The sequence below is a fragment of the Rhizobium sp. BR 249 genome (assembly GCF_047445895.1).
Lineage (GTDB): Bacteria > Pseudomonadota > Alphaproteobacteria > Rhizobiales > Rhizobiaceae > Rhizobium.
In genome coordinates this window covers 124,647-146,313 of record NZ_JARWKX010000013.1, presented here as the reverse complement: position 1 = coordinate 146,313, position 21,667 = coordinate 124,647, and the positions used below count along the sequence as shown (strand labels likewise).

The window sequence follows — 21,667 nt, the reverse complement described above, 5'->3', positions numbered from 1 at the left end:
GTCAGCGCCTTGGCGGTCTGGTCGGAAAGGCTGGCATTGTCATGATCGGCCAGAAGAAGAATGGTCATGGTGATATTCCTTTCGAACCTTAGAGCACGCCGGCTTCGTTCTTCAGCTTGTCGACGAGTTCGGCGACCGACTTGACCTTGACGCCGGCCTTGCGACCAGACGGCTCCTCGGTCTTCAGCACTTTCAGCCGCGGCGTCGTATCGACACCGAAATCGGCAGGAGCCTTCTTGTCGAGCGGCTTCTTCTTCGCCTTCATGATGTTCGGCAGCGAGGCGTAGCGCGGTTCGTTCAGACGCAGATCGGTGGTGACGACCGCCGGCAGCTTGATCTCGATCGTCTGCAGGCCGCCGTCGACTTCGCGTGTCACCGTTGCCTTGCCGTCACTGATCTCGATCTTCGAGGCGAAGGTCGCCTGGGCGGAGCCCAAGAGCGCCGCCAGCATCTGGCCGGTCTGGTTGCTGTCGTCATCGATCGCCTGCTTGCCGGTGATGATCAAGCCCGGCTGTTCGGCATCGGCGACCGCCTTCAGGATCTTGGCCACAGTGAGCGGCTCGACGGCATCGTCGGTCTCGACCAGGATCGCCCGGTCGGCACCCATGGCAAGTGCCGTCCGCAGCGTCTCCTCGGCCTTGGCCGGGCCGATCGACACCACCACCACTTCCTCCGCCTTGCCGGCTTCCTTCAGCCGCAGCGCCTCTTCCACCGAGATCTCGTCGAACGGGTTCATCGACATCTTCACATTGGCAAGCTCGACACCCGTGCCATCCGGCTTCACCCGGATCTTCACGTTGTAGTCGACAACCCGTTTGACGGGCACGAGAATCTTCATGGGCGTCTCCTTTAAAAATCCAATTACGCCGAAGACGTCAGTCCCTCGAAGACCAGTCCGGGTGCACTTTGCCATTGTGCTCGCCAAGCCTTGGTGACTTGTGATGAGACGTGAGCATCGTCCCCGAGAAGATGATTGGCATCCGGATGCCCGGTATCCCCTCATTCTCCACCGCCATCTTGCGATGCAACACTTGCGGATCCGAAAATACATCTTCCACGGTGTTGATCGGCCCGGCAGGAACGCCCACACGCGCCAGGTCGGCCAGCAGATCCGTCCGTTGAAAAAGCTTTGTCTGCGCTTCCATCACGGAGGTGAGTTCCGCTCGATGACGCACTCTGTCCGCGTTGGTCTTGAAACGGTCGTCGGCTGCCACAGCGGATAGCCGGAGGATATCGCATATACGTGCGAACTGGCCGTCGTTCCCGCAGGCTATAATGATGCTGCCGTCGGACACCGGGAATACCTGGTATGGCGCGATGTTGGGATGCGCATTGCCGAGCCGCGTCGGCGCCTTTCCCGAGGCGAGGAAATTCATCGCCTGGTTGGCCAGCACGCCCACCGTGCTGTCCAGGAGGGCCATATCGATATGCTGTCCCTCGCCCGTACTGTTGCGCAGAATCAAGGCGGCCTGGATAGCGATGACCGAATAGAGCCCGGTGAAGATATCGCCGAACGCGACGCCGATTTTCTGGGGTTCCCGATCAGGTTCGCCCGTCAAATCCATGATGCCGGCCATGCCCTGGACGATGAAATCATATCCTGCTCGCCCGGCGTATGGGCCGGTTTGACCAAAACCGGTAATCGAGCAGTAGATCAGCTTCGGATTGATTGCCTTCAAACTCTCATAATCAAGGCCGAACTTCCTCAACCCGCCGACCTTGAAGTTCTCGATGACGACGTCGGCGTTCGCGATCAGTGCACGAAGCTTTTCGACGTCTTCCGCCGAGTTAAAATCCGCCGTGATGCTGAGTTTTCCGCGATTGCAGCTGTGGAAGTAGGCCGCAGCGATATCTTCGCCATCCCGAATGAAGGGAGGTCCCCACCGGCGCGTATCGTCGCCCTCCGGGCTTTCCACCTTGATGACAGTCGCACCCAAGTCGGCAAGTGTCTGTCCGGCCCACGGACCAGCCAGGATACGCGCCAATTCCACGACCTTAACGCCTTCCAGCGGAAACTGCATCGATAACTCCTGATCATTCCCAAGTTGGCGGATATTGTGGGACTACATATTCGGATAGACCGGACCTTCACCGCCCTGCGGCGGCACCCAGTTGATGTTCTGGTTGGGGTCCTTGATGTCGCAGGTCTTGCAGTGCACGCAGTTCTGGGCGTTGATGACGAAGGTCTCCTCACCATCCTTCTCCACCCACTCATAGACGCCGGCCGGACAGTAACGCGTCGACGGACCGGCATAGATGTCGTGCTCCGATCGCTTCTGCAGCGCCATGTCCTTCACCTTGAGATGCACCGGCTGGTCTTCCTCGTGATTGGTATTCGACAGGAACACCGAGGACAGACGGTCGAAGGTCAAAACGCCGTCCGGCTTCGGATAGGCGATCGGCTTGTGGTTTGCGGCCGGCTCCAATGACTGCGCATCCGTCTTGCCATGACCAAGCGTGCCGAAGAAGGAAAAGCCGAACAGCGTGTTGGTCCACATGTCGAGACCGCCGAGCGCCACRCCRASCGCCGTGCCGAACTTCGACCACAGCGGCTTGACGTTCCTSACCCGCTTSAGGTCCTTGCCGATGTCGCCSTTGCGCCATTCGTTCTCGATCTCGATGACCTCGTCATGGCTGCGGCCYGATGCGATCGCCGCCGCCACCTTCTCGGCCGCCAGCATGCCCGACAGCACCGCATTGTGGCTGCCCTTGATGCGCGGCACRTTGACGAGACCGGCCGAACAGCCGATCAGCGCKCCGCCGGGGAAGGTGAGCTTCGGCACCGACTGRTAGCCGCCCTCGGTGATGGCGCGWGCKCCATAGGAGAGCCGCTTGCCGCCCTCGAAGGTGCCGCGGATCGCCGGATGGGTCTTGAAGCGCTGGAACTCCTCGAAGGGATAGAGATAGGGGTTCTTGTAGTTCAGATGGACGACGAAGCCGACGGCCACCAGATTGTCTTCGAGATGATAGAGGAAGGAGCCGCCGCCGGTCTTCATGCCGAGCGGCCAGCCGAAGGAGTGCTGCACCAGGCCCGGCCGGTGGTTCTCCGGTTTCACCTGCCAGAGTTCCTTGATGCCGATGCCGAACTTCTGCGGCTCGCGATCCTTCTGCAGATCGAACTTGGCGATCAGTTGCTTGGCGAGCGAGCCGCGCACGCCTTCGCCGATCAGCACGTATTTGCCGAGCAGTTCCATGCCGCGGGTATAGTTCGGGCCGGGCTCGCCGTTCCTCTCGATGCCCATGTCGCCGGTGGCGACACCAATGACGGCACCCGCCTCATTGTAGAGCACTTCGGTTGCGGCAAAGCCCGGATAGATCTCGACGCCGAGTTCCTCCGCTTTGCCAGCCAGCCATCGACAGACGTTTCCGAGCGAGACGATGTAATTGCCGTGATTGTTCATCAAGGGCGGCATCAGCATGTTCGGCAGGCGGATCGAGCCGGCCGGGCCGAGCACCAGGAAATGATCCGCCGTCACCTCGGTCTTGAAGGGATGATCACCATCGTCGCGCCAGCCGGGCAGCAGCCGGTCGATGCCGATCGGATCGACGACCGCACCCGACAGGATATGGGCGCCGACCTCGGCGCCCTTCTCCAGCACCACGACCGACAGTTCCGGATCGACCTGCTTCAGCCGGATCGCCGCCGCCAGACCGGCCGGACCGGCGCCGACGATCACGACGTCGAATTCCATGCTTTCACGACTCTCGGCTGCGTGCTCTTCGGTCATGATAAATGCCTGACAATCTCGATGTTGGAATGCGATGGGGTCAGCGGGTTGGCCGAGCCGGAACGTAGCTATAGTCGTAGAACCCGCGCTGCGCCTTGCGGCCGAGCCAGCCGGCTTCGACATATTTGACCAGCAGCGGACAGGGACGATATTTGCTGTCAGCCAGCCCCTCATGAAGGACCTGCATGATCGAAAGGCATGTATCCAAACCGATAAAGTCAGCCAGTTCGAGCGGCCCCATCGGGTGATTGGCGCCGAGCTTCATGCCGGTATCGATGGCTTCGACGTTTCCGACCCCCTCATACAGGGTGTAGATTGCTTCGTTGATCATGGGGATGAGGACACGGTTTACGATGAATGCCGGAAAGTCCTCGGAGACGGTGACGGTCTTGCCGATGGATTCGGCAAAATCCTTGGCTCTGGCAAATGTCCCCTGATCCGTTCCGATGCCGCGGACCAGCTCTACCAGCTTCATAACAGGAACGGGATTCATGAAGTGTATCCCTATAAAGTGATTGGGTCTGTCGGTTGACGCGGCAAGCCGCGTTATGGAGAGCGACGATGTGTTCGTCGCCAAGATCGCATCCGGCTTCAGGACAGTGCACACGTCCGTAAAGACTTTCCTCTTGATGTCTTCATTCTCGCTGACCGCTTCGATGATCAAATCAGCACTCGCCAGATCGGGAAGGGAGAACGCTCCCCTTATTCGGGAGATCGCCTGATCAGCCGCCTCAGCCGGCATTTTTCCGGTTGCCACCTGGCGTCCGAAATATCCGGAACTCGTTTCGATGCTTGCGCGAATTCGATCTTTATCGAGATCATAGACCAATGCCTCATACCCGTGTTTCGCGACGACTTCCGCGATCCCAGTCCCCATCTGGCCGGCGCCGATGATGGCGACGGTAGAAATCTTATTCGCTATAGGCATGCTGCCTCTCGTTGATCCGGAAGTTGAAGGACGGTGCCGATTGGCCGTGGGGAATTAGAAGAACGCCTGGAGGCCCGTCTGGGCACGTCCAAGGATCAGGGCGTGGACGTCGTGGGTTCCCTCATATGTGTTGACCGTCTCGAGGTTCTGCGCGTGGCGCATGACATGGTATTCGATCTGAATGCCGTTGCCGCCGTGCATATCCCGGGCTTGCCGTGCGATCTCAAGCGCCTTTCCGCAGTTGTTGCGCTTGACGATCGAGATCATTTCCGGGGCCATCTTGTGTTCGTCCATCAGGCGGCCAACGCGAAGCGAGCCCTGTAGCGCGAGCGTGATCTCGGTCATCATATCGGCAAGCTTCTTCTGATATAGTTGCATGCCCGCGAGCGGTTTGCCGAACTGCTTGCGGTCAAGACCATATTGACGAGCGCGGAACCAGCAATCTTCGGCAGCTCCCATGACGCCCCAGGAGATGCCGTAACGGGCGCGGTTGAGGCAGCCGAACGGTCCCTTGAGACCGGAAACGCCGGGCAGAAGCGCATCCTCGCTGACTTCGACGCCGTCCATCACGATTTCACCCGTGATCGAGGCACGTAGCGAAAGCTTGCCGCCGATCTTCGGAGCCGAAAGGCCCTTCATGCCCTTTTCGAGAACGAAGCCGCGTATTTCGTTGTCGTGGGCCTCAGACTTTGCCCAGACGACGAAGACATCGGCGATCGGGGAGTTCGAGATCCACATCTTCGAGCCGCGCAATCGGTAGCCGCCCTCGATTTTCTCGGCGCGGGTTTTCATACCGCCGGGATCGGAGCCTGCGTCGGGCTCGGTCAGGCCGAAACAGCCGATCAGCTCACCCGAAACGAGACCCGGCAGATATTTCTTCTTCTGCTCGTCAGAGCCGTAGGCGAAGATCGGGTAAATGACGAGCGAGGACTGCACGCTCATCATCGAGCGATATCCGGAGTCGATGCGCTCGACCTCGCGAGCAACCAGGCCATAGGCGACGTAGGATGCGTTCGCGGCGCCGTATTCTTCCGGCAGCGTCACACCGAGAAGACCCGTCTGCCCCATCAGCCTGAACAGCTCGGGGTCCGTCATTTCCTCGAGATAGGCGTCCGCAACGCGCGGCAAGAGTTCGGACTCTGCAAAAGCCGCAGCGGACTCGCGGATCATCCGTTCATCTTCGGTCAACTGGTCGTCGAGCAGAAAGGGATCATTCCAAGAAAAGGCCAAGTTCGTCGTCCTCCCATTGAGGTTATCGGCAATTCGAAATTGACGGAATTAAAGTCGCTTTTTGACGGCTGACAAAGCGAGGTTTACTCATCAGCCTATGAGGCATAGTAATAGCTGATGGCAAACCTATCGCGAAGACTCCTCCCCTCGACTTCAGCTCTCGCCGCCTTTGATTCCGTCGCACGGCTGCACACCTTTTCTGCGGCGGCAGAGGAACTTTCCCTGACGCAGGGAGCCATCAGTCGTCAGATCGCCACACTGGAGGACCAGCTCGGCGTTTTGCTGTTCGAGCGGACCAGCCGCGGTGTCATTCTCACGGAGGCAGGCACCGACTATGCGCGGGCGATTGCCGGCGCCCTGGCGGAAATCCGTTCCGCTTCACTGCAGGCCATGACCAAACAGCATAGAGATCAGCTCAATCTTGCCATCTTGCCGACCTTCGGCACCCGCTGGCTGATGCCGCGCATTCCGCAGTTCGTGGCGAGACATCCGGAGATCACGTTGAACTTCGCGACGCGCATCGGCATATTCGATTTCGACCGCGACGACATAGATATGGCGATCCATATCGGCCAGCCTGATTGGCCGGGCGCCGAAAGCACATTTCTCATGGAAGAGATGGTCGCACCGGTCGCGTCCCCGTCTTTTCTCAGCACGCATCCCATCGTGAGGGCTGAAGATCTGCTCCGCCTTCCGCTGCTGCAGATGGCCTCTCGTCCGGGGGCCTGGAGCCATTTTTTCGAGAGCCTCCAGGTCGATGGCACCCCGTTGCAGGCGATGCGGTTCGAACAGTTCAGCAGCGTCGCCCAGGCCTGCATCGCCGGATTGGGGCTCGCACTGATGCCGCCGTTCCTGATCGACTCCGAGCTCGCGAACGGGCAACTCGTTCAAGCCTTCCCGCATCAGGTCAAAAGCCCCAGCGCCTATTATGCGGTGGCGCCTCTCAGCAGGAAGGATTTCCGCCCTGTCGTGGCGTTCCGCGCATGGCTGCTGGAACAGGTCGCGCTCTATAAGAAGGGCGTTGCCGGCTGATAGCGGGCGATGGCCGCCAATAACAGCCGATGAACCCTCCCTTCGATAATTCCCTGATGCTCGATTGCGAGCGCTGCTTGACTCCTCCGTCAAATCCTGCCAGTTTATGCTAACGTTAGCATAAGGAATGCGCATTTGCACCTTCAATTGAAGAACGCCAGCATGCAAGGGAAACGCTTCACGACCAGCAGGGCCCTGGTGAAGGATGTTCAATTGCTCGGCCGCCTGCTGTGCGAGGCTATTGAAGCAAGCGACGGCAAGGAGGCCCGTGAGATCGTCGAACAGGTCCGCACTCTCTCGGTTGCCGGCCATAGAAAGACCGGTCCGCACTTGCACGACAAGCTCGCCCCCTTCTGTGCAGATATGCCTCCCCGGACGCTCAAGCGCGTAATCCGTGCCTTCAGCCAGTTTTCTCAGCTCATGAATATTGCCGAGGACGCGCACCAAGCCAGGATGCAGCGCTTCAGCGTCGTCGATCGCGAACCTGCCATGCCGGGAACGATTGCCAGATCGCTGTCCGTTCTGGCCGCGGCCGGTATTGAGGCGGAAGATATCCGCAAACTGCTTTTTGAAGCGGTCGTCTCGCCCGTTTTCACGGCGCATCCGACCGAGGTTCGGCGCAAGAGCGTTATCGAAATCGAGCAGGAGCTTGCACGATGCCTGACGCAGCTCGACCAGGCCGGCCTCACCGAGCAGGAGATAGGGCGGCATCAAGAGGATTTGGAAAGAGCGACGACAACGCTTTGGCAAACGAACAGTCTGCGGGGCCGGCGGCTGCAGGTCGTCGATGAAATCCTCAATGGCTTATCCTATTACGACAGCACCATTTTCCGCGTCATCCCGGAGGTGTACGAGAGTCTCGAAAATCAGCTTCGAGACTCACCCTGGAGTTTCGGTCGGGACGCGCTGCCGCCATTCCTGCGCATGGGGTCCTGGATCGGCGGCGACCGGGATGGCAATCCCTATGTCAACGGCGAGACCTTGAAAGAGGCGCTCCGGCTGCAGAGCGAGCGAGTTTTCGCGTTCTATCTCGGCGAACTGCACGGCCTTGGCGCCGAACTTTCCCTGGATGACCGGTATGTGAAGGTCTCGCAGGAGCTTCGGCAGCTCGCGACCGACTCTCCCGACAGATCGGAGCAGCGCCGGCACGAGCCGTATCGCCTGGCGATTTCGGGCATGTATGCTCGCCTGGCGGCCACGGCGCGCAATTTCGGCAGCGCCGAATTGGTTCGCGAGCCTGTGGCGGCGGCGCCATCCTACCTCAACCCTGCCGAATTCGCCAACGACTTGGCGACGATCAGCAAATCGCTGACGGCCAACGGCGCAGAAAAGATCGCCGCAGGAAAACTGCGCAGGCTCCAACGCGCGATAGACGTCTTTGGCTTTCACCTCGTCAGCCTGGACTTGAGACAGAATTCCGAGGTTCATCAACGGGTTGTTCATGAGCTTTTCGAGAGTGTGCGGCCTGGCACAGGGTACGGGGCGTTGGCCGAGGGCGACCAGATCCGCCTGCTCACTGAGGAGCTTCGATCTTCCCAGCTGCTGACCACACCGCTCAAGGCCTATTCGGCCGAGACGATGTCAGAGCTTTCCGTTCTACGTGAAGCTGCCGAAGCCCATAAACGCTATGGCCGCGCCAGCATCCCCAACTACATCATTTCGAAGGCCGCAAGCCCGTCCGACCTGTTGGAGGTGATGGTCCTGTTCCGCGAGGCAGGACTGTTCCGGCCCGATGAACCTGAAGCCGCGTCAGTCAACATCATACCGCTTTTCGAGACGATTTCGGATCTTCGAAGGTCGCATGACGTGATGCAGACGGTTTTGGCCATCGAGGCCTACCGGACATATCTGCAAGCGCTTGGCAGCAAGCAGGAAGTCATGCTCGGCTACTCCGACAGCAATAAGGATGGCGGCTATCTGACCTCGGGATGGGAGTTGTATAAGGCGGAGACGGCCTTCATTCCGCTCTTTGAGCGAGAAGGCCTTCGCCTCGGCTTGTTTCACGGTCGCGGCGGCTCCGTCGGTCGCGGCGGCGGTCCCAGCTATGAAGCCATCACCGCCCTGCCGCCTGGCGCGGTTGCCGGGTCGATCCGGCTGACGGAACAAGGGGAAGTCATCGCAGCGAAATATTCCAATCCAGCGCTCGGCCGCCGCAATCTCGAACTTCTGATCGCCGCGACCCTGGAAGCGTCCCTGCTGCCCTCCGAGGCACAGGAACCGGATTCCGACTATCTCGGCGCCATGGAGGAACTGTCGGATCTCGCTTTTGCAGCCTATCGCTGTCTGGTTTACGAGACCGAGGGCTTCGAACGGTTCTTCTGGGAAGCAACGATCATCGGCGAAATCGCAAAACTCAATATCGGCAGCCGCCCGGCCTCACGCAGCGCCTCACGTCGCATCGAAGACCTTCGCGCAATACCCTGGGTGTTCGGCTGGTCGCAGAGCCGCATAATGTTGCCGGGCTGGTTTGGATTTGGCTCGGCGGTGCGACAGTGGTTGGCGAAACGCCCCGACGGGTTACGAACTCTTCAGGCGATGCATCGGGACTGGCCCTTTTTCCAGACACTGATTGCGAACATGGAGATGGTTCTGGCCAAGGCCAATATGGCGATCGCGGCGCGTTATGTGAATCTCGCGCCCGACGCATCCGCCCATGAGCAAATCTTCGCACGCATCAAAGACGAATGGGAAGCGACGACGTCTGCGTTATGCTCGATAACGGATCAAGCCTCACTGCTCGAGAACAATCCGGCACTGAAGCAGTCGATCCATCATCGCTTTCCATGCCTCGATCCGCTGAACCACATGCAGATCGACCTTCTTCGCCGCCACCGTACCGGACAAGGCGATCAGGATACCGAAGAGGCGCTGCATCTGACCATCAACGGCATCGCCGCGGGGCTACGCAACAGCGGGTAGCGAGCCGCCAATACAGATGGTGTAAGCCTATTTTTCTTGACCGCGACAATGCTGCTGCGCTAACGTTCGCACAAATGGGAGGAATTCATGACGCGGACCGTGCTGTTGACCGATTACGCCTGGCCGGATGACAAAGTAGAACGGGAGGTGATCGAGCGGGCCGGGTTCACCCTCGTCAGCGGCCCTGCCGAACCGTCTCCACCTGCCGAGATAGACGTTTTGGCTGCCGAACATCAGCCGGACGCGATTCTGACCTGCTGGGCCCAGGTCAGCGAAACGGCAATCGCTGCGTCTCCCAATCTCAAGATCGTCGCCCGCCTTGGCGTTGGCCTCGACAATATTGCCGTCGACGCCGCGACGGAGCGGGGGATATGGGTTACGAATGTTCCCGATTATTGCGTCGCGGAGGTCTCCGACCACGCCGTCGGTTTTGCGCTTGCCTGGGCCCGTGGCCTGATCCGCTTTGATCGCGAAGTTCGCGACGGGCGCTGGGATCCGGCTTCGGCAAATCTGCGCAGGCTTTCGGAGCTGGCCTGCGGCATCATCGGCTTTGGCCGCATCGGTCGTGCGACTGCGGCAAAAGTGCAGGCGCTCGGGTGCCGGGTGCTAGCTTACGATCCTCATGCCTCGAATATTCCTGCGAATGTGGAGCTTGCCGATTTCGATACCCTTCTGACCAGGAGCGATATCGTCATCGTGCATGCGCCGCTTGCGCCTGCGACGCGCCACCTGATCAACAGAGACGCCATCTCGAAAATGCGCCGCGGAAGCCTGCTGATCAACGTCAGCCGAGGCGGCGTCGTCGATACCGCTGCGGTTATAGAGGGGCTGAACTCCGGCATTCTGAGCGGTGTCGGCCTTGATGTCCTCGAGGACGAACCACGCGTTCCACCGGAGCTGATCGCTCATCCCGGCGCGATGATCACCCCGCACGTCGCCTTTTCCTCGGATGCTTCGCTGATCGAGCTGCGTCGCCGGGCGGCGGAAGAGGTTGTCAGGGTCCTCTCCGGAGAGATGCCCGAACAACCCCGCAACAGCCCCCGCCGCTAATGCCAAGGACACTGGATTGATGTCTGAAGACGAGATGACGATTTTCGATGATTTCCTGCTGAAGAGCGGTCTGAAAAATGCTTCCGAGGAAGCGGTCTACAAGCCGCTGACCGGCGGCGTTTCTTCGGATATCTACCGCGTGGGACTTCCCGGCCGGCTGCTTTGTGTGAAACGCGCACTTCCCAAACTCAAAGTGTCTGCTGATTGGCAGGCACCGGTGTCGAGAAATGTATACGAATGGAACTGGATTTCCTTCGTGGCGCAGCATTTTCCTTCCGCCGTGCCGAAGCCGCTCGCACATGACGCGTCGTCCGGCGTCTTCGCAATGGAGTTCCTTCCCGGCGACGAATACCCGCTCTGGAAGACCCAGCTGCTCCAGGGACACGTCGACCGAAAGGCGGCAGAGGCAACCGGCCGGCGGATCGGACAGATCCATTCCGTCAGTGCCCGTACGCCGGGCTTGCGGGATCAGTTCGACTCCGGCTCGAATTTCTATGCTCTTCGGCTCGAGCCCTATCTGGTGGCGACTGCCGCCAAACATCCCTTCGTCAGTGATCGCCTCGCAGAGCTGGTTCAGCGCACGGCCGAAACAAAGCTGGCGCTGGTCCATGGCGACGTCAGCCCGAAGAACATCCTTCTGGGTGAAAGCGGCCCGGTGTTCCTGGATGCCGAATGCGCCTGGTTCGGCGATCCGGCTTTCGACCTGGCCTTCTGCCTCAACCATCTCTTGTTGAAGAAGATCATTATCGGAGAAGCGGAGCCGGAGCTCGCCTCGTCATTCGCGGCTTTGACGGCAGCCTACCTGGATCAAGTCGACTGGGAGGACCGGGATGCTCTCGAAGCGCGGGCCGCAAGCTTGTTGCCCGCCCTCTTCCTCGCTCGGATCGACGGCAAATCGCCCGTCGAGTACATAACCGATGAATGCCAGCGCGAAATGGTCCGCAAAGCCGCAATCCCGCTGATCGCATCGCCTCGGCAAAAGCTGGCTGACGTGGCTCAGGCCTGGTTTTCATAATGCATAGGGTCTTCGGACAGCGGCATATTTCGTTGCCGTTGCGCCGAAACCGCGTGGTCTTGTGGAATGCTCAGAAGAGCGAATAACGACGTTCACGCGGCACTTCCCATCATCACGAAAATCACATTTTCGAAGCCGCGATCGGCGCGGCGCATGGGCGGCGGAACAGGGCGCATCGGGAAAGCGGTGCATTCATTTTCAATGAGGGTGTGAAAGCCATCGCGAGGTTGTCGCGATGGCGGATGAAGACTTCGCATCTGCTTCGGCTTCAGAAGCGAGCGACCCAGCCTTCAAACGCAACCAGGAAGCTCTCGATGAACTTCTGGGTTCCTTCGTTGAGGAACACACCATGGTCACCCACCAACTTGTCTGCCGTGCTGAGGTAAACTTCAGGCTGAGGCATGGTCGGCACGTTGATGTTGGTCAAGATAACCCTGAGCTGAAGCGCCGCAGCGGCTGCGCCGATGAGACCGGGAGAAGCCCCCGTCACCGCGCCGGGCTTGTGATCCCACACGCTCTTCCCGAATGGCCGAGAACCGATTTCGATCGCATTCTTCAATGCCGCCGGTACGGATCTATTGTATTCGGGCGTCACGAAGATTGCTCCGTCGCAAGCCTTGATGCGCTCGCGGAAGGACGTCCACTCCGCCGGCGGCGTCTCGGTCTCCAGGTCCTGATTATAAAGCGGAAGATCGCCGATCGGGACGATTTCCAGGTTCAGCCCGTCGGGCGCCACTTTCTGCATGGCGCGGGCGAGCTTCAGGTTGATCGAAGCCTGACGAAGGCTTCCGACCAGGACCGCGATATCTTTCTTGGACATGTTCTCTCTTCTCGCGTGATGGCGCCGGCGATAGCCGACGCCGGTGATTGTTACTGATAAGAGGCCGGGACCGGCGGAACGACCACGTAGTTGCTGAAGCCGCCGTCGCGTTCGCCGATGCCGGAAATGGCTTCGTTTACCCGCTCGAGGGGATAGATCTTGTGCTCGAGATAGGAGAGATCGAGTGCGCCGGTGCGGACCATGTCGGCCATTTCCTGCCCCTGGGCAGCGCTGAACCAGTTGGAGCCGATGAGCTGAACCTGCTCGTCCATCAGCCATTTCACGTCGACCGGAACATCTTCCGCGACGCCGCCAACGATAACCACGCGGCCGCCTCGGCGAACGCCGCGCATGGAATCGATCACGGTGGCGGCCGGGGCGCGCGCGCCGAGCGCACTGATGACGAAATCCACGCCCTCGCCGCCGGTCTCAGCCTTCGCCCATTCTCCCGTCGAGCCTTTGCCGAGCATCATCGTGTCGATGCGGTCGGGAGCGATGGCCTTGATGCGATCCATCAATTCCTTGTTTCTGCCGGTGCCCAGAATTTTGGAGAGGCCCATCGCAAGAGCGAGCTTGGTGGTCGCGACGCCGAGCGTACCGGTGATCCCGTCGATGAGGCAAACCTGGCCCGGTCCGGCCTGCGCGTTCTTCAGGGCGCCGTAGGATGTACCGAGGTAGCCGAAGCGGCCGGCCTGCTCGAAGCTGAGATTGTCCGGCAGGCACACGAGGGAATATTCCGGGGCCGTCATGTATTGGCTGAAGCCGCCATAGGGATAAAGATCGAAGATCCTTTGACCATCGCGGCTGGTGCTGAAGTAGCCATTCAAGGTGTAATAACGGCATTGACTGCGGTTGCCGGACCGGCACGCCTTGCAGGAGCCACAGGACCTGAGAGGGCTGACATATACGCGATCGCCAATTTTGACATTGGTGACCGCCTCGCCGACTTCGGCGACGACCCCGGCTGGATCCAGGCCAAACACTGCCGGAAACTTCGGCAGCGGCTGGTGGGGAAACCAGGTCGGCCAATTATTGATAACGTTGGCCATGTTGGGCACGATACCGCAGGCCCTGACCTGTACCAGAACGTCGTTGGGCCGCGGCGTGGGAACCGGAATCTCATCCAGCGACATCGGCTGATGCAGAGCATGCAGCCGAGCGGCAATCATAGTCTTAACCATTCACTCCTCCATAGGGACATCGGTCGGACGGTGCCCGACCGAATGCTTTTTTGCAGTTTCAGACAGGCGCGCGGCAAAGCGCCGTGCGGCATTCGTCAGGGGGCTGGGAATTCCTTCCCGGCCGGCCGGAAGTCCGCGGGCCAGACGGTCACCCAATCCTTTCCTTGAACTTGCTTGAGCTTCGTCGATGGCTTGCCGGCATTGAACTTGCCGTCGAACGTCCTTGGCCCGACAACCGTCTCGACGGTATTCGAGCGCAACCACGCAGCCATTGCGGCGTCGTCCAGTTTCCCTGCCCCTTCCGCAGCGGCGGCAAGGATTTGCCATGCAGCATATTCGACGGCCGCCTGATACTCTGCGCGCGGATAAGGGAAGCCTGCCGCCTTGGCCTTGCTGTCGTAAGCGCTCACGAATTCCTGTGCGCCGTGATAGGTGAGGAAGGGCTCGTGCTCTTCAAACCAGGTCAGCGAGGTCAAGCCGTTTGCTTTGGGGTGAGCTGCGGTCGGGCCGGGCGCCGGGAACAGGTAGAATTGGTTTCTTGGCTGATAGTCGATCCGGCTCATCGCATCGAGAAGCTGCACGGCCTCCATGCCGATCGCGCCGGACCACAGCAGGTCCGGATCAGCCGCCTTGATGCGGTTGGCGATTGCACCGAAATCCTTCGTGCCGAACTCGTATTCGAGGTCCAGCACGCTCTTGATACCACGCTTCTCTGCGACCTGCTGGCCGCCCTTGGCGATCGTCAGAGCCGAGGGGAATTTGCTCGTGACGAAAGCGATCGTCTTCGGAGGGGTCGGCAGGCTCGCATAGGCATCGAGAACGATCTCGGTGTCGGTCAATTGCGGCTCGGCCCCGATCGGAAGAGAGGGGAACTGTAGCGGATAGGGCGCGAGGCTCGGGTCGCCGAGGCTGCTCTGAACAAGCAGCTTCTTGAATCGAGCGGCAACACCCATTGCCGCGATAATCGAGGACGTGCCATAGGGGCCCATCAGGAGATCGACCTTATCGGCCGTCACCAGGCGCTCGTAAAGGGTTCGCGCATTGGCGGGAAGCGATTGGTCGTCGAGAAGGACGAATTCCACCTTTCGTCCAAGAATACCGCCTTTGGCGTTGATCTGTTCGACGAACACCTCGGCCGCGAGCTTGTGGATTGCGCCCACACCCGCGAGCGGACCCGTCAACGGCAGCGTTCCGCCGACGCGGATCGGCCCCTCCTGGGCAAAAACCCTCGGTATCGAGCTGAAAGCTGCTACTGCGGCTGCAGACCCGAGGAATGCTCGTCTCTTCAGTATAATGGAATTCGCACTCATCTCATCCTCCCAAGTGCTTCCGGCATGTCATTATCAATCCCTGCCGCCGGCGGCAGGCCTCAGCGCTTCGCCAGCGCTTCCGCGTAGCGTTCCAGCGTCATAGGGTTCGGCATTTTTTCGGGGCGCTCCAGCGGCACTCCCGTAAATTCGCTGGCCTCGAAGAACCACTTCGAGACGGCCGGCATGCCCCAATGCACGTTGGTGCTGAGGGATGCCGCATCCCAGCGAATGGGCTCCAACTCCGCGTCTATCGTGGTGTAATGATTGTTGAAGAACTCCACCCGATGCCCATCGGGATCACGCAGATAGACGAACAGGACTCCCGAAGGTCCATGTCGTCCAGGCCCCCGCTCGACGCTGTCTCCATAGCCATAACGGCTGGCGAAATCGCACACGGCGAAGATGTCGCTGCTTTCTGCAACCGTGTAAGCGAAATGATGCAGCTGCGGACCGATACCGGGCACCAAGGCCAAGTCGAGGCAGACACCTTTGCGATACATGAAGTTCGCAATGAGATCGTCGCCTGCCGCGATATATTCCGAAGTCCGGAAACCGAGCTCGCCATAGAATGCGCTGAGAGCCAGCGGATTGGCAACCATGACCTGGCAATGGTCGAGGCCCTGGGCTCGGGCGCCACGATGTTCATGCACTTCGAGAAACTTGCGGGGATGGACGCTCATGCTGGAGCAAAGCTCGATACGCGCACCGGACGGATCGCTGACAAGCAGAGTCCGCCCCTGGTTTCGAACTTCGACCCATTCCGCCGGCAGCCCTTTCTCATCGAAGAAGATCTTGGCCTTCTCGAGATCCTCTTCCAGGAACACCCGGTAACCGATCCGCTTGCACGCCGGCTTCCCGTCGGCAGGTGCGAGCACGAGGCTGTGATGGCAGGCCTCGGACAATCCGCGAAGATAGGAAACACCGTCGGCGAATTCTGTTTCGACTAGGCCGCCGACATTGACGTAGAAATCTCGGCTGCGCTCCACATCATCGACATCGAGCACGACATGGCTGAAGCGCGTGATGTTGAACGGAGGTTTCAGATTAACGGCCGGAAGCATGTTGCCCTCGTCGAATTTTGCTAACGTTAGCATAAAATGGCCAAGTCTTTTGTCAACGCCTGTTTTCGAGCGAGAGCAGCAGCCGGCCCATCCAAATTCTAACCGACAGCGACAGCCGCGGCCGGCTTTTCAGCCAAGTCTAGCGCCGACCAGCCGGCGAACGAAGCCTCTTTTCCAAGGGCTTCCTCGATCCGGAGGACCTCGTTCCACTTGGCCATCCGTTCGGAGCGGGAGAACGATCCAACCTTGAGCTGCTTGGCATCCCAGCCGACCGACAGATGGGCGATCGTCACATCTTCCGTCTCACCGGATCTGGCCGAAACGATCGTCCGGAAACCCGCCTTCTTGGCCACGCAAAGCGCCTCGAATGTCTCTGTGATCGTGCCCGCCTGGTTCGGCTTGATCAGAACCGCATTGGCGCTTTTCTCCTTGATCGCTTCGGTGACACGCGCCGCGTTCGTCACGAAGAAGTCGTCGCCGATGATCTGGCATCTGGAGCCGTAGCGGGCGGTGAACTCCTTGAAGCCATCCGGATCGTCCTCGGCAAGCGGATCCTCGATGGAGACGATCGGGTAAGCCTTCAACCAGCCGCCAAGCATGTCGATCATTTTGGCCGTATCGAGCTGCCGGTCTTCCAAGGCCAGCGAATACTTACCTTCGCGACCGAATTCGGAAGCCGCGATATCGAGCGATATCGCGACGTCGGCGCCTGGCTTCAGGCCCGCGGCCTCGATCGAGCGAACCAAGGCGTCGAGAGCCTCTTCATTGCTGGTAAAAGCAGGCCAGTAGCCTCCCTCGTCCGCCACGCCCTGGAGCTTGCCGGCGCGCTTCATGATGTCGCCTGCTGCGCGATAAACCTCTGCGGTCCACTCCAAAGCCTCCGAGAACGTCGAGGCGGCAGGGCACATGATCATGAAATCCTGAACGTCTACCCGGCGCGCCGCGTGCGCGCCGCCGCCAAAGATCTGGATTTCCGGCAGCGGCATCGTAATTCCCCTGTCGGAACCCGCGAGATACCGCCAGATCGGTTGATCGGCGGCTGCCGCTGCCGCGTGAAGCAGCGCCATCGACGTTGCCACCGATGCATTTCCACCCAGCCTGCTCCGGTTCGCAGTGCCGTCCAGGTTGATGATGGCGCGGTCCACTTCGGCTTGATCCCTGGCATCCCGGCCAATCAGCAACCTGGCGATTTCACCGTTGACGGCGGTCAGGGCCTTGTTGATACCCAGGCCGGCAAGGGCGCTGCCGCCGTCACGAAGGTCGAGTGCTTCGCCGGTGCCGGTCGATGCGCCGGCGGGAGCGATGGCCCTGCCGGTCGCACCGGAGGCCAATTCGATCTCCACCTCGACAGTGGGCCTGCCACGGGAATCCCAGACGCGACGACCCTGCACTTTTCGGATTTCGGTGTTGATCATGTTCAGTTTGTCCACAAGTCAGGTTGAAATTTGGATCATCGAGGCCGACAGGCCGTCGTCTTAATCCGTCGTATCGGAGTGTTTCGCACCAACCAGCACCACGGCGATGGTTGCCGGTCTGTCGCTTTTGTTTCGCCAGGCATGACGCGTACCGTTCTGTACGAAGGCGTCGAACGGACCCAAGCGGGTCTCATTGCCATCGTCGAGCTCCATCCAGATCTCACCGTCGAGGACGATTCCATAGTCGACGGTGGGTGTTTGATGTTTGCCATCCGGCTCGAAGCGTTCGGCCAAGCCTGGGCTGACCGCCAGATTCTCAGTCATGGCTGCCGGACCGTCGAAATCCGGAGACATGAAAACGGCATCCGGTGGGAACGTTAGCACTAGAAATCGCGTTTCGCCGAGCTCGGGAACGAAGCTCGTCACCGAGGCAGTTGGATCGGTTCCGTCGAATGGAAGGGTCGTGGAAGCCGACGTCGACCAGATCATCCGCGACACCAAGCCGGGGATCGTTCTGAATATGTCCGTGCGCGGAACGGCGCCGTCCTCAGCGAAGCCGGCGACACCCTGACTGGAGTGCTCCGTCACCACGCGTCGAACATGCACGGGAACCCTTCCGCTCGAATTTTCAGATGCCAAGATACGCCTCCCTGATGCTTGGATCATTGATGAGAACTTCTGGCGCTCCGGAGGCCGTCACGCGGCCTTGCTCGATCACGTAGGCCTGATGGGCAATTTCGAGCGCCTTGTTCACGTTCTGCTCGACGAGCAGCACGGCGACGCCCCGCTCATTGATCATCTGGATGATCTTGAACATTTCCCCGACGATCAAAGGCGACAACCCGAGCGACGGCTCGTCCATCAGCAGCACGCGCGGCTTGGCCATCAGGCCGCGGCCGATCGCGACCATCTGCTGCTGCCCGCCCGAGAGGGAGCCTGCCAATGAATCCTGGCGCTCTTTCAGAACAGGAAACAGGTGAAACACCTCGGCGAGCGTGGCCTCACGCTCAGCACGAGCGATCGAGCGGTAGGCACCGAGCAACAGATTGTCCAGGACCGTCATCGCCGTGAAGAGACGGCGCCCTTCCGGCACCACTGCTATGCCGTAGTCGCAGACCCGATGGCTGGGCACTTTGGAAACATCGTTACCCTCGATAACGATCTTTCCTTTGTGCGGCCGAAGAATGCCGGCGATGGCGTTGACCAGCGTGCTCTTGCCGGCTCCATTCGGGCCGACGACGGAAACGATCTCGCCCGGCTTTACGCTGATGGACAGGTCCCAAAGAGCAATCGCATCTCCGTAACCGACCTCGATCTTATCGACCTCAAGCAGCATGACTGCCTCCCAGATATACGCTGATCACGGCTGGATCTCTCATCGTTTCGCCAGGATGCCCGAGCGCCAGAACTTTGCCCTGATCCAGCACCGCGACACGGTCCGCCAGCGCGACGACCGCCCTCATCAGGTGCTCGACGAAGATGATCGTCGTACCGCCGGCCTTGATCCGCTTGATCATTTCAACCGCGTGGTCGACCTCGGCCGGATTGAGGCCGCAGAGCACCTCGTCGAGCAGCAGCAGCCGCGGTTTTGCGGCCAGCGCTCTGGCGAATTCGACAAACTTTCGGTCATGCAGGTTTAAGGCTTCGGGAAGCACGTTGGCCTTGTCGGCCAGGCCGGTGAAGGCAAGCGCCTCGCTGGTGACCGCCTCGACCTCAGCCGCGCCCATGCCATCGGCGCTGCCGAATTTTGCGCAGAGTTGAACGTTTTCGAGGACGGTCAGATTGTCGAACAGGCGCGGGATCTGGTACGTCCGCGCCACGCCCTGCTGCGCGATCAGATGCGGGGATCGACCGGAGATCTCTTCGCCTTCCAGTGTGATCTTGCCGGAGGTCATGGTGTAGTGGCCGCTGATCATGTTGATCAGCGTGGACTTGCCGGAACCGTTCGGCCCGACCAGGGCCAGAATTTCACCTCGGAAAACGTCGAGGGTCACGCCGGTCAGGGCCCGGATACCGCCAAAGGACTTTGTGACGTCCTCGCATTTGAGGAGCACCGGGCTGGAACCGTCAGCAGTTGAAGGCGCAAGCAGGGTTGCAGCCTGAACCGCCGCCTGCGGCATGGCAATTCCACCGCGCTTTTCGGCAAACCTGCGAATAAGGCTCGGAACGATGCCGGACGGCAGCACCAGGATGACAACGATCAGCGCAAGAGCGACGCCCGCGCGGCCGAATTCTGCATGCGCGCCGCTGACGATCGCGCTCTGCAGCACGGTGATGATGACCGCGCCGATGGCAGGACCGGCCCAATGGCGAGCACCGCCGAGGATGCTCATGAGCACGACATAAAGAGGAACGGTCACCGCAAACGTCTCGCCAACCGTGACGTAGCCCACATATACCGCATGGATCGCCCCCATCGCGCCGGCAAGCGCCGACGAGACGGCAAACGAGATGAGCTTATAGCGAAAGGTCGGAACGCCCTTCACCTCCGCGACGTCTTCATCATCGTGGATGGCAAGCAAGCCCTGCCCGAATTTACTGTGAAAGATGAAGTAGGACGTCGCCAGCGCAGCCAGAGCCGCGAGAAGCCCGAACATGTAGAGGGAACCGGACGCCGTCACGCCGATCATCGGGATTTCGATCCCCGAGAGGAACACGCCCGTACCTGAGTCCAGCGAGGTGTTTGACACGATGGCGGCGACGACGAAGGTCACCGACAGCGTCAGCAGCGCGAAGAACTCCCCGCGCAAGGCTCCGGAGCGGAACACGACCAAGCCGATCAGGACAGCGATCGCGGCCGCAATCAGTGCCGCGGCCGGGATTGTCGCAACGAACGGCCAAGACAATTGCGTGGTGAGCGTGGCTGTGGTGTAGACGCCAATCCCGAAGAATGCGGCGTGACCGAAGCTCCAGTAGCCCGTGTAACCGCTGAGGATGCCCCAGCTCGTCGCCAGCACGACCCAGAAGAAGATGATGTAGAGGTAGGAAAGGTAGTAATCCGCCATTCCGAGGTAAGGCAGCAAGGCCAAAATCCCAACGACCGGCGCTGTGGTTAGAAGCTTTTTCATGGTCAAATCACCGGTTTGCGCAGGAGGATGACGATGAGGACGCTGAATGCCACAAGCGGCGCCCACGCGGGATTCACGACGGACATGGTCAGGCTCTCGGCCACGCCGATCAGCATTCCGGCGCCCAGCGCGCCGATCGGGCTGCCCAATCCTCCAATGATGGCGACGGCAAATACGACCCCGATCCAGGCCTCGATCTGAGATGGCGCCAAAGTTCCGATCAGGGCGATGAAGACACCCGCGATACCGGCTGTGGCTGAGCAAAGACCAGCCAGAATGTATGAGACGCGGGTGGAGTTGATGCCGAAAGCCGACGCGACGGGGGCGTCGTGGGCAGCGGCACGCAGCGCTTTGCCGAGCATGGTCTTGTTCAACGCGTACCAGGCTGCCCCGGCCAGCACCCCGGCGCAGACGAAGGCTGAGAGATCCAATACGGGCACGAAGATCGGACCGAGCCGGATGGTGGTCTGGGCATAGGGTGTTTCATAACGAAGGAAGTCCGCCGACCAGATCCATTGGATCAGAGACTCGATCAGGATCGTGACGCCGAAGGTCACCAGGAGAGATGCGAATTCCTTCACCTTGAAGCGCACGAACACGCTATGCAGCGCAACGCCAAGCGCGAAAAACAGTGGCGCGATTATGAGAGCGCTCAAATATGCCGGAACGCCATAAATGGTGCCGAGTTGGTAGGTCAGGTAGGCGCCGAGGAACGCCAGCGCGAAATGACTGAGGTTCACAAGCTTCAGCAGACCCCAGCTCAGGCTGAGACCCATCGCCAGCAGGCCATAGATCCCGCCCAACAGGACGCCGCCGACAGCGGATTGCAGGAAAAGAGCGACGGTCATCAGAATCTACGTCCCTCTGCGGACGTGATGATCGATGCCAGGAACACCAGAACATCCATACG

Annotated in this window: 18 protein-coding genes; 4 read left to right on the top strand and 14 right to left on the bottom strand. The window is 60.2% G+C overall.

The window, feature by feature from the left end; genetic code table 11:
- Nucleotides 1-88: 88 nt before the first annotated feature.
- Genes QD408_RS14575 through QD408_RS14555 form a run of 5 tightly spaced genes read right to left on the bottom strand, consistent with a single transcriptional unit; the run spans nt 89 to nt 5,886 of the window.
- Complete coding sequence (locus QD408_RS14575) at nt 89-838, bottom strand: electron transfer flavoprotein subunit beta/FixA family protein (protein ID WP_414139792.1); 750 nt, start codon at nt 836-838, stop codon at nt 89-91.
- A gap of 37 nt (nt 839-875) precedes the next feature.
- The gene (locus QD408_RS14570; protein WP_414139791.1) at nt 876-2,021 is read right to left on the bottom strand and encodes a CaiB/BaiF CoA transferase family protein; all 1,146 of its coding nucleotides are present in this window, start codon (nt 2,019-2,021) and stop codon (nt 876-878) included.
- A gap of 42 nt (nt 2,022-2,063) precedes the next feature.
- Nucleotides 2,064-3,728: an electron transfer flavoprotein-ubiquinone oxidoreductase gene (locus QD408_RS14565; RefSeq protein WP_414139790.1), complete on the bottom strand. Its 1,665-nt coding sequence runs from the start codon at nt 3,726-3,728 to the stop codon at nt 2,064-2,066.
- Nucleotides 3,729-3,768: 40 nt separating this feature from the next.
- Complete coding sequence (locus QD408_RS14560) at nt 3,769-4,656, bottom strand: 3-hydroxybutyryl-CoA dehydrogenase (RefSeq protein ID WP_088682407.1); 888 nt, start codon at nt 4,654-4,656, stop codon at nt 3,769-3,771.
- Nucleotides 4,657-4,710: 54 nt separating this feature from the next.
- The gene (locus tag QD408_RS14555) at nt 4,711-5,886 is read right to left on the bottom strand and encodes an acyl-CoA dehydrogenase (RefSeq protein WP_088682408.1); all 1,176 of its coding nucleotides are present in this window, start codon (nt 5,884-5,886) and stop codon (nt 4,711-4,713) included.
- Nucleotides 5,887-6,003: 117 nt separating this feature from the next.
- On the opposite strand from QD408_RS14555, the gene QD408_RS14550 reads away from it, so the two are divergent.
- The 4 genes from QD408_RS14550 to QD408_RS14535 all read left to right on the top strand — a co-directional run bounded on the left by QD408_RS14550 (nt 6,004) and on the right by QD408_RS14535 (nt 11,902).
- Nucleotides 6,004-6,918 (top strand): LysR family transcriptional regulator, encoded by a 915-nt coding sequence (locus tag QD408_RS14550; RefSeq protein WP_414139789.1) that lies wholly within the window; start codon nt 6,004-6,006, stop codon nt 6,916-6,918.
- A gap of 162 nt (nt 6,919-7,080) precedes the next feature.
- Complete coding sequence (gene ppc, locus QD408_RS14545) at nt 7,081-9,837, top strand: phosphoenolpyruvate carboxylase (RefSeq protein ID WP_414139797.1); 2,757 nt, start codon at nt 7,081-7,083, stop codon at nt 9,835-9,837.
- An 87-nt stretch (nt 9,838-9,924) separates the two neighbouring features.
- Nucleotides 9,925-10,887, top strand: a complete 963-nt coding sequence (locus tag QD408_RS14540) for a C-terminal binding protein (RefSeq protein ID WP_414139788.1) — start codon at nt 9,925-9,927, stop codon at nt 10,885-10,887.
- A 19-nt stretch (nt 10,888-10,906) separates the two neighbouring features.
- Nucleotides 10,907-11,902 carry a phosphotransferase family protein gene (locus tag QD408_RS14535; protein ID WP_414139787.1) on the top strand — a complete coding sequence of 332 codons (996 nt, stop codon included), beginning with the start codon at nt 10,907-10,909 and terminating at the stop codon, nt 11,900-11,902.
- Between the two features lie 268 nt (nt 11,903-12,170).
- On the opposite strand, the gene QD408_RS14530 is transcribed toward QD408_RS14535, so the two are convergent.
- From QD408_RS14530 to QD408_RS14490, 9 genes are all read right to left on the bottom strand, one after another.
- Nucleotides 12,171-12,722, bottom strand: a complete 552-nt coding sequence (locus QD408_RS14530; protein WP_088682413.1) for an NADPH-dependent FMN reductase — start codon at nt 12,720-12,722, stop codon at nt 12,171-12,173.
- A 50-nt stretch (nt 12,723-12,772) separates the two neighbouring features.
- Nucleotides 12,773-13,891 carry an alcohol dehydrogenase catalytic domain-containing protein gene (locus QD408_RS14525; RefSeq protein ID WP_414139786.1) on the bottom strand — a complete coding sequence of 373 codons (1,119 nt, stop codon included), beginning with the start codon at nt 13,889-13,891 and terminating at the stop codon, nt 12,773-12,775.
- Between the two features lie 107 nt (nt 13,892-13,998).
- Complete coding sequence (locus QD408_RS14520; RefSeq protein WP_414139785.1) at nt 13,999-15,213, bottom strand: amino acid ABC transporter substrate-binding protein; 1,215 nt, start codon at nt 15,211-15,213, stop codon at nt 13,999-14,001.
- A 59-nt stretch (nt 15,214-15,272) separates the two neighbouring features.
- Entirely contained in the window at nt 15,273-16,274 is a 1,002-nt protein-coding gene (locus tag QD408_RS14515; protein WP_414139784.1) for a VOC family protein, read from the bottom strand.
- 98 nt (nt 16,275-16,372) lie between these two features.
- Nucleotides 16,373-17,689 carry a phosphopyruvate hydratase gene (eno, locus tag QD408_RS14510; RefSeq protein WP_088682416.1) on the bottom strand — a complete coding sequence of 439 codons (1,317 nt, stop codon included), beginning with the start codon at nt 17,687-17,689 and terminating at the stop codon, nt 16,373-16,375.
- Between the two features lie 60 nt (nt 17,690-17,749).
- A complete protein-coding gene (locus QD408_RS14505; protein ID WP_088682417.1) occupies nt 17,750-18,328 on the bottom strand; it encodes a cupin domain-containing protein in 579 nt (192 codons plus the stop codon).
- A complete protein-coding gene (locus tag QD408_RS14500) occupies nt 18,318-19,025 on the bottom strand; it encodes an ABC transporter ATP-binding protein (RefSeq protein ID WP_088682418.1) in 708 nt (235 codons plus the stop codon). Before QD408_RS14500 ends, QD408_RS14505 begins: the two co-directional genes overlap by 11 nt.
- On the bottom strand, nt 19,015-20,757 hold the full coding sequence (locus tag QD408_RS14495) for an ABC transporter permease subunit (protein ID WP_088682419.1): 1,743 nt from the start codon (nt 20,755-20,757) through the stop codon (nt 19,015-19,017). The genes QD408_RS14500 and QD408_RS14495 overlap by 11 nt, the downstream gene beginning before the upstream one ends.
- Nucleotides 20,758-20,759: 2 nt before the next feature.
- Nucleotides 20,760-21,605 (bottom strand): branched-chain amino acid ABC transporter permease, encoded by an 846-nt coding sequence (locus QD408_RS14490; RefSeq protein WP_190237440.1) that lies wholly within the window; start codon nt 21,603-21,605, stop codon nt 20,760-20,762.
- Nucleotides 21,606-21,667 lie beyond the last annotated feature (62 nt).

Bases quoted from the DNA above. Each gene is read 5' to 3' on its own strand.
- QD408_RS14550 (WP_414139789.1), top strand. From the start codon at position 6,004: ATGGCAAACCTATCGCGAAGACTCCTCCCCTCGACTTCAGCTCTCGCC.
- QD408_RS14530 (WP_088682413.1), bottom strand. From the start codon at position 12,722: ATGTCCAAGAAAGATATCGCGGTCCTGGTCGGAAGCCTTCGTCAGGCT.
- QD408_RS14500 (WP_088682418.1), bottom strand. From the start codon at position 19,025: ATGCTGCTTGAGGTCGATAAGATCGAGGTCGGTTACGGAGATGCGATT.
- eno (WP_088682416.1), bottom strand. From the start codon at position 17,689: ATGATCAACACCGAAATCCGAAAAGTGCAGGGTCGTCGCGTCTGGGAT.
- QD408_RS14540 (WP_414139788.1), top strand. From the start codon at position 9,925: ATGACGCGGACCGTGCTGTTGACCGATTACGCCTGGCCGGATGACAAA.
- QD408_RS14535 (WP_414139787.1), top strand. From the start codon at position 10,907: ATGTCTGAAGACGAGATGACGATTTTCGATGATTTCCTGCTGAAGAGC.
- ppc (WP_414139797.1), top strand. From the start codon at position 7,081: ATGCAAGGGAAACGCTTCACGACCAGCAGGGCCCTGGTGAAGGATGTT.
- QD408_RS14560 (WP_088682407.1), bottom strand. From the start codon at position 4,656: ATGCCTATAGCGAATAAGATTTCTACCGTCGCCATCATCGGCGCCGGC.
- QD408_RS14515 (WP_414139784.1), bottom strand. From the start codon at position 16,274: ATGCTTCCGGCCGTTAATCTGAAACCTCCGTTCAACATCACGCGCTTC.
- QD408_RS14495 (WP_088682419.1), bottom strand. From the start codon at position 20,757: ATGAAAAAGCTTCTAACCACAGCGCCGGTCGTTGGGATTTTGGCCTTG.
- QD408_RS14525 (WP_414139786.1), bottom strand. From the start codon at position 13,891: ATGATTGCCGCTCGGCTGCATGCTCTGCATCAGCCGATGTCGCTGGAT.
- QD408_RS14570 (WP_414139791.1), bottom strand. From the start codon at position 2,021: ATGCAGTTTCCGCTGGAAGGCGTTAAGGTCGTGGAATTGGCGCGTATC.
- QD408_RS14520 (WP_414139785.1), bottom strand. From the start codon at position 15,213: ATGAGTGCGAATTCCATTATACTGAAGAGACGAGCATTCCTCGGGTCT.
- QD408_RS14575 (WP_414139792.1), bottom strand. From the start codon at position 838: ATGAAGATTCTCGTGCCCGTCAAACGGGTTGTCGACTACAACGTGAAG.
- QD408_RS14490 (WP_190237440.1), bottom strand. From the start codon at position 21,605: ATGACCGTCGCTCTTTTCCTGCAATCCGCTGTCGGCGGCGTCCTGTTG.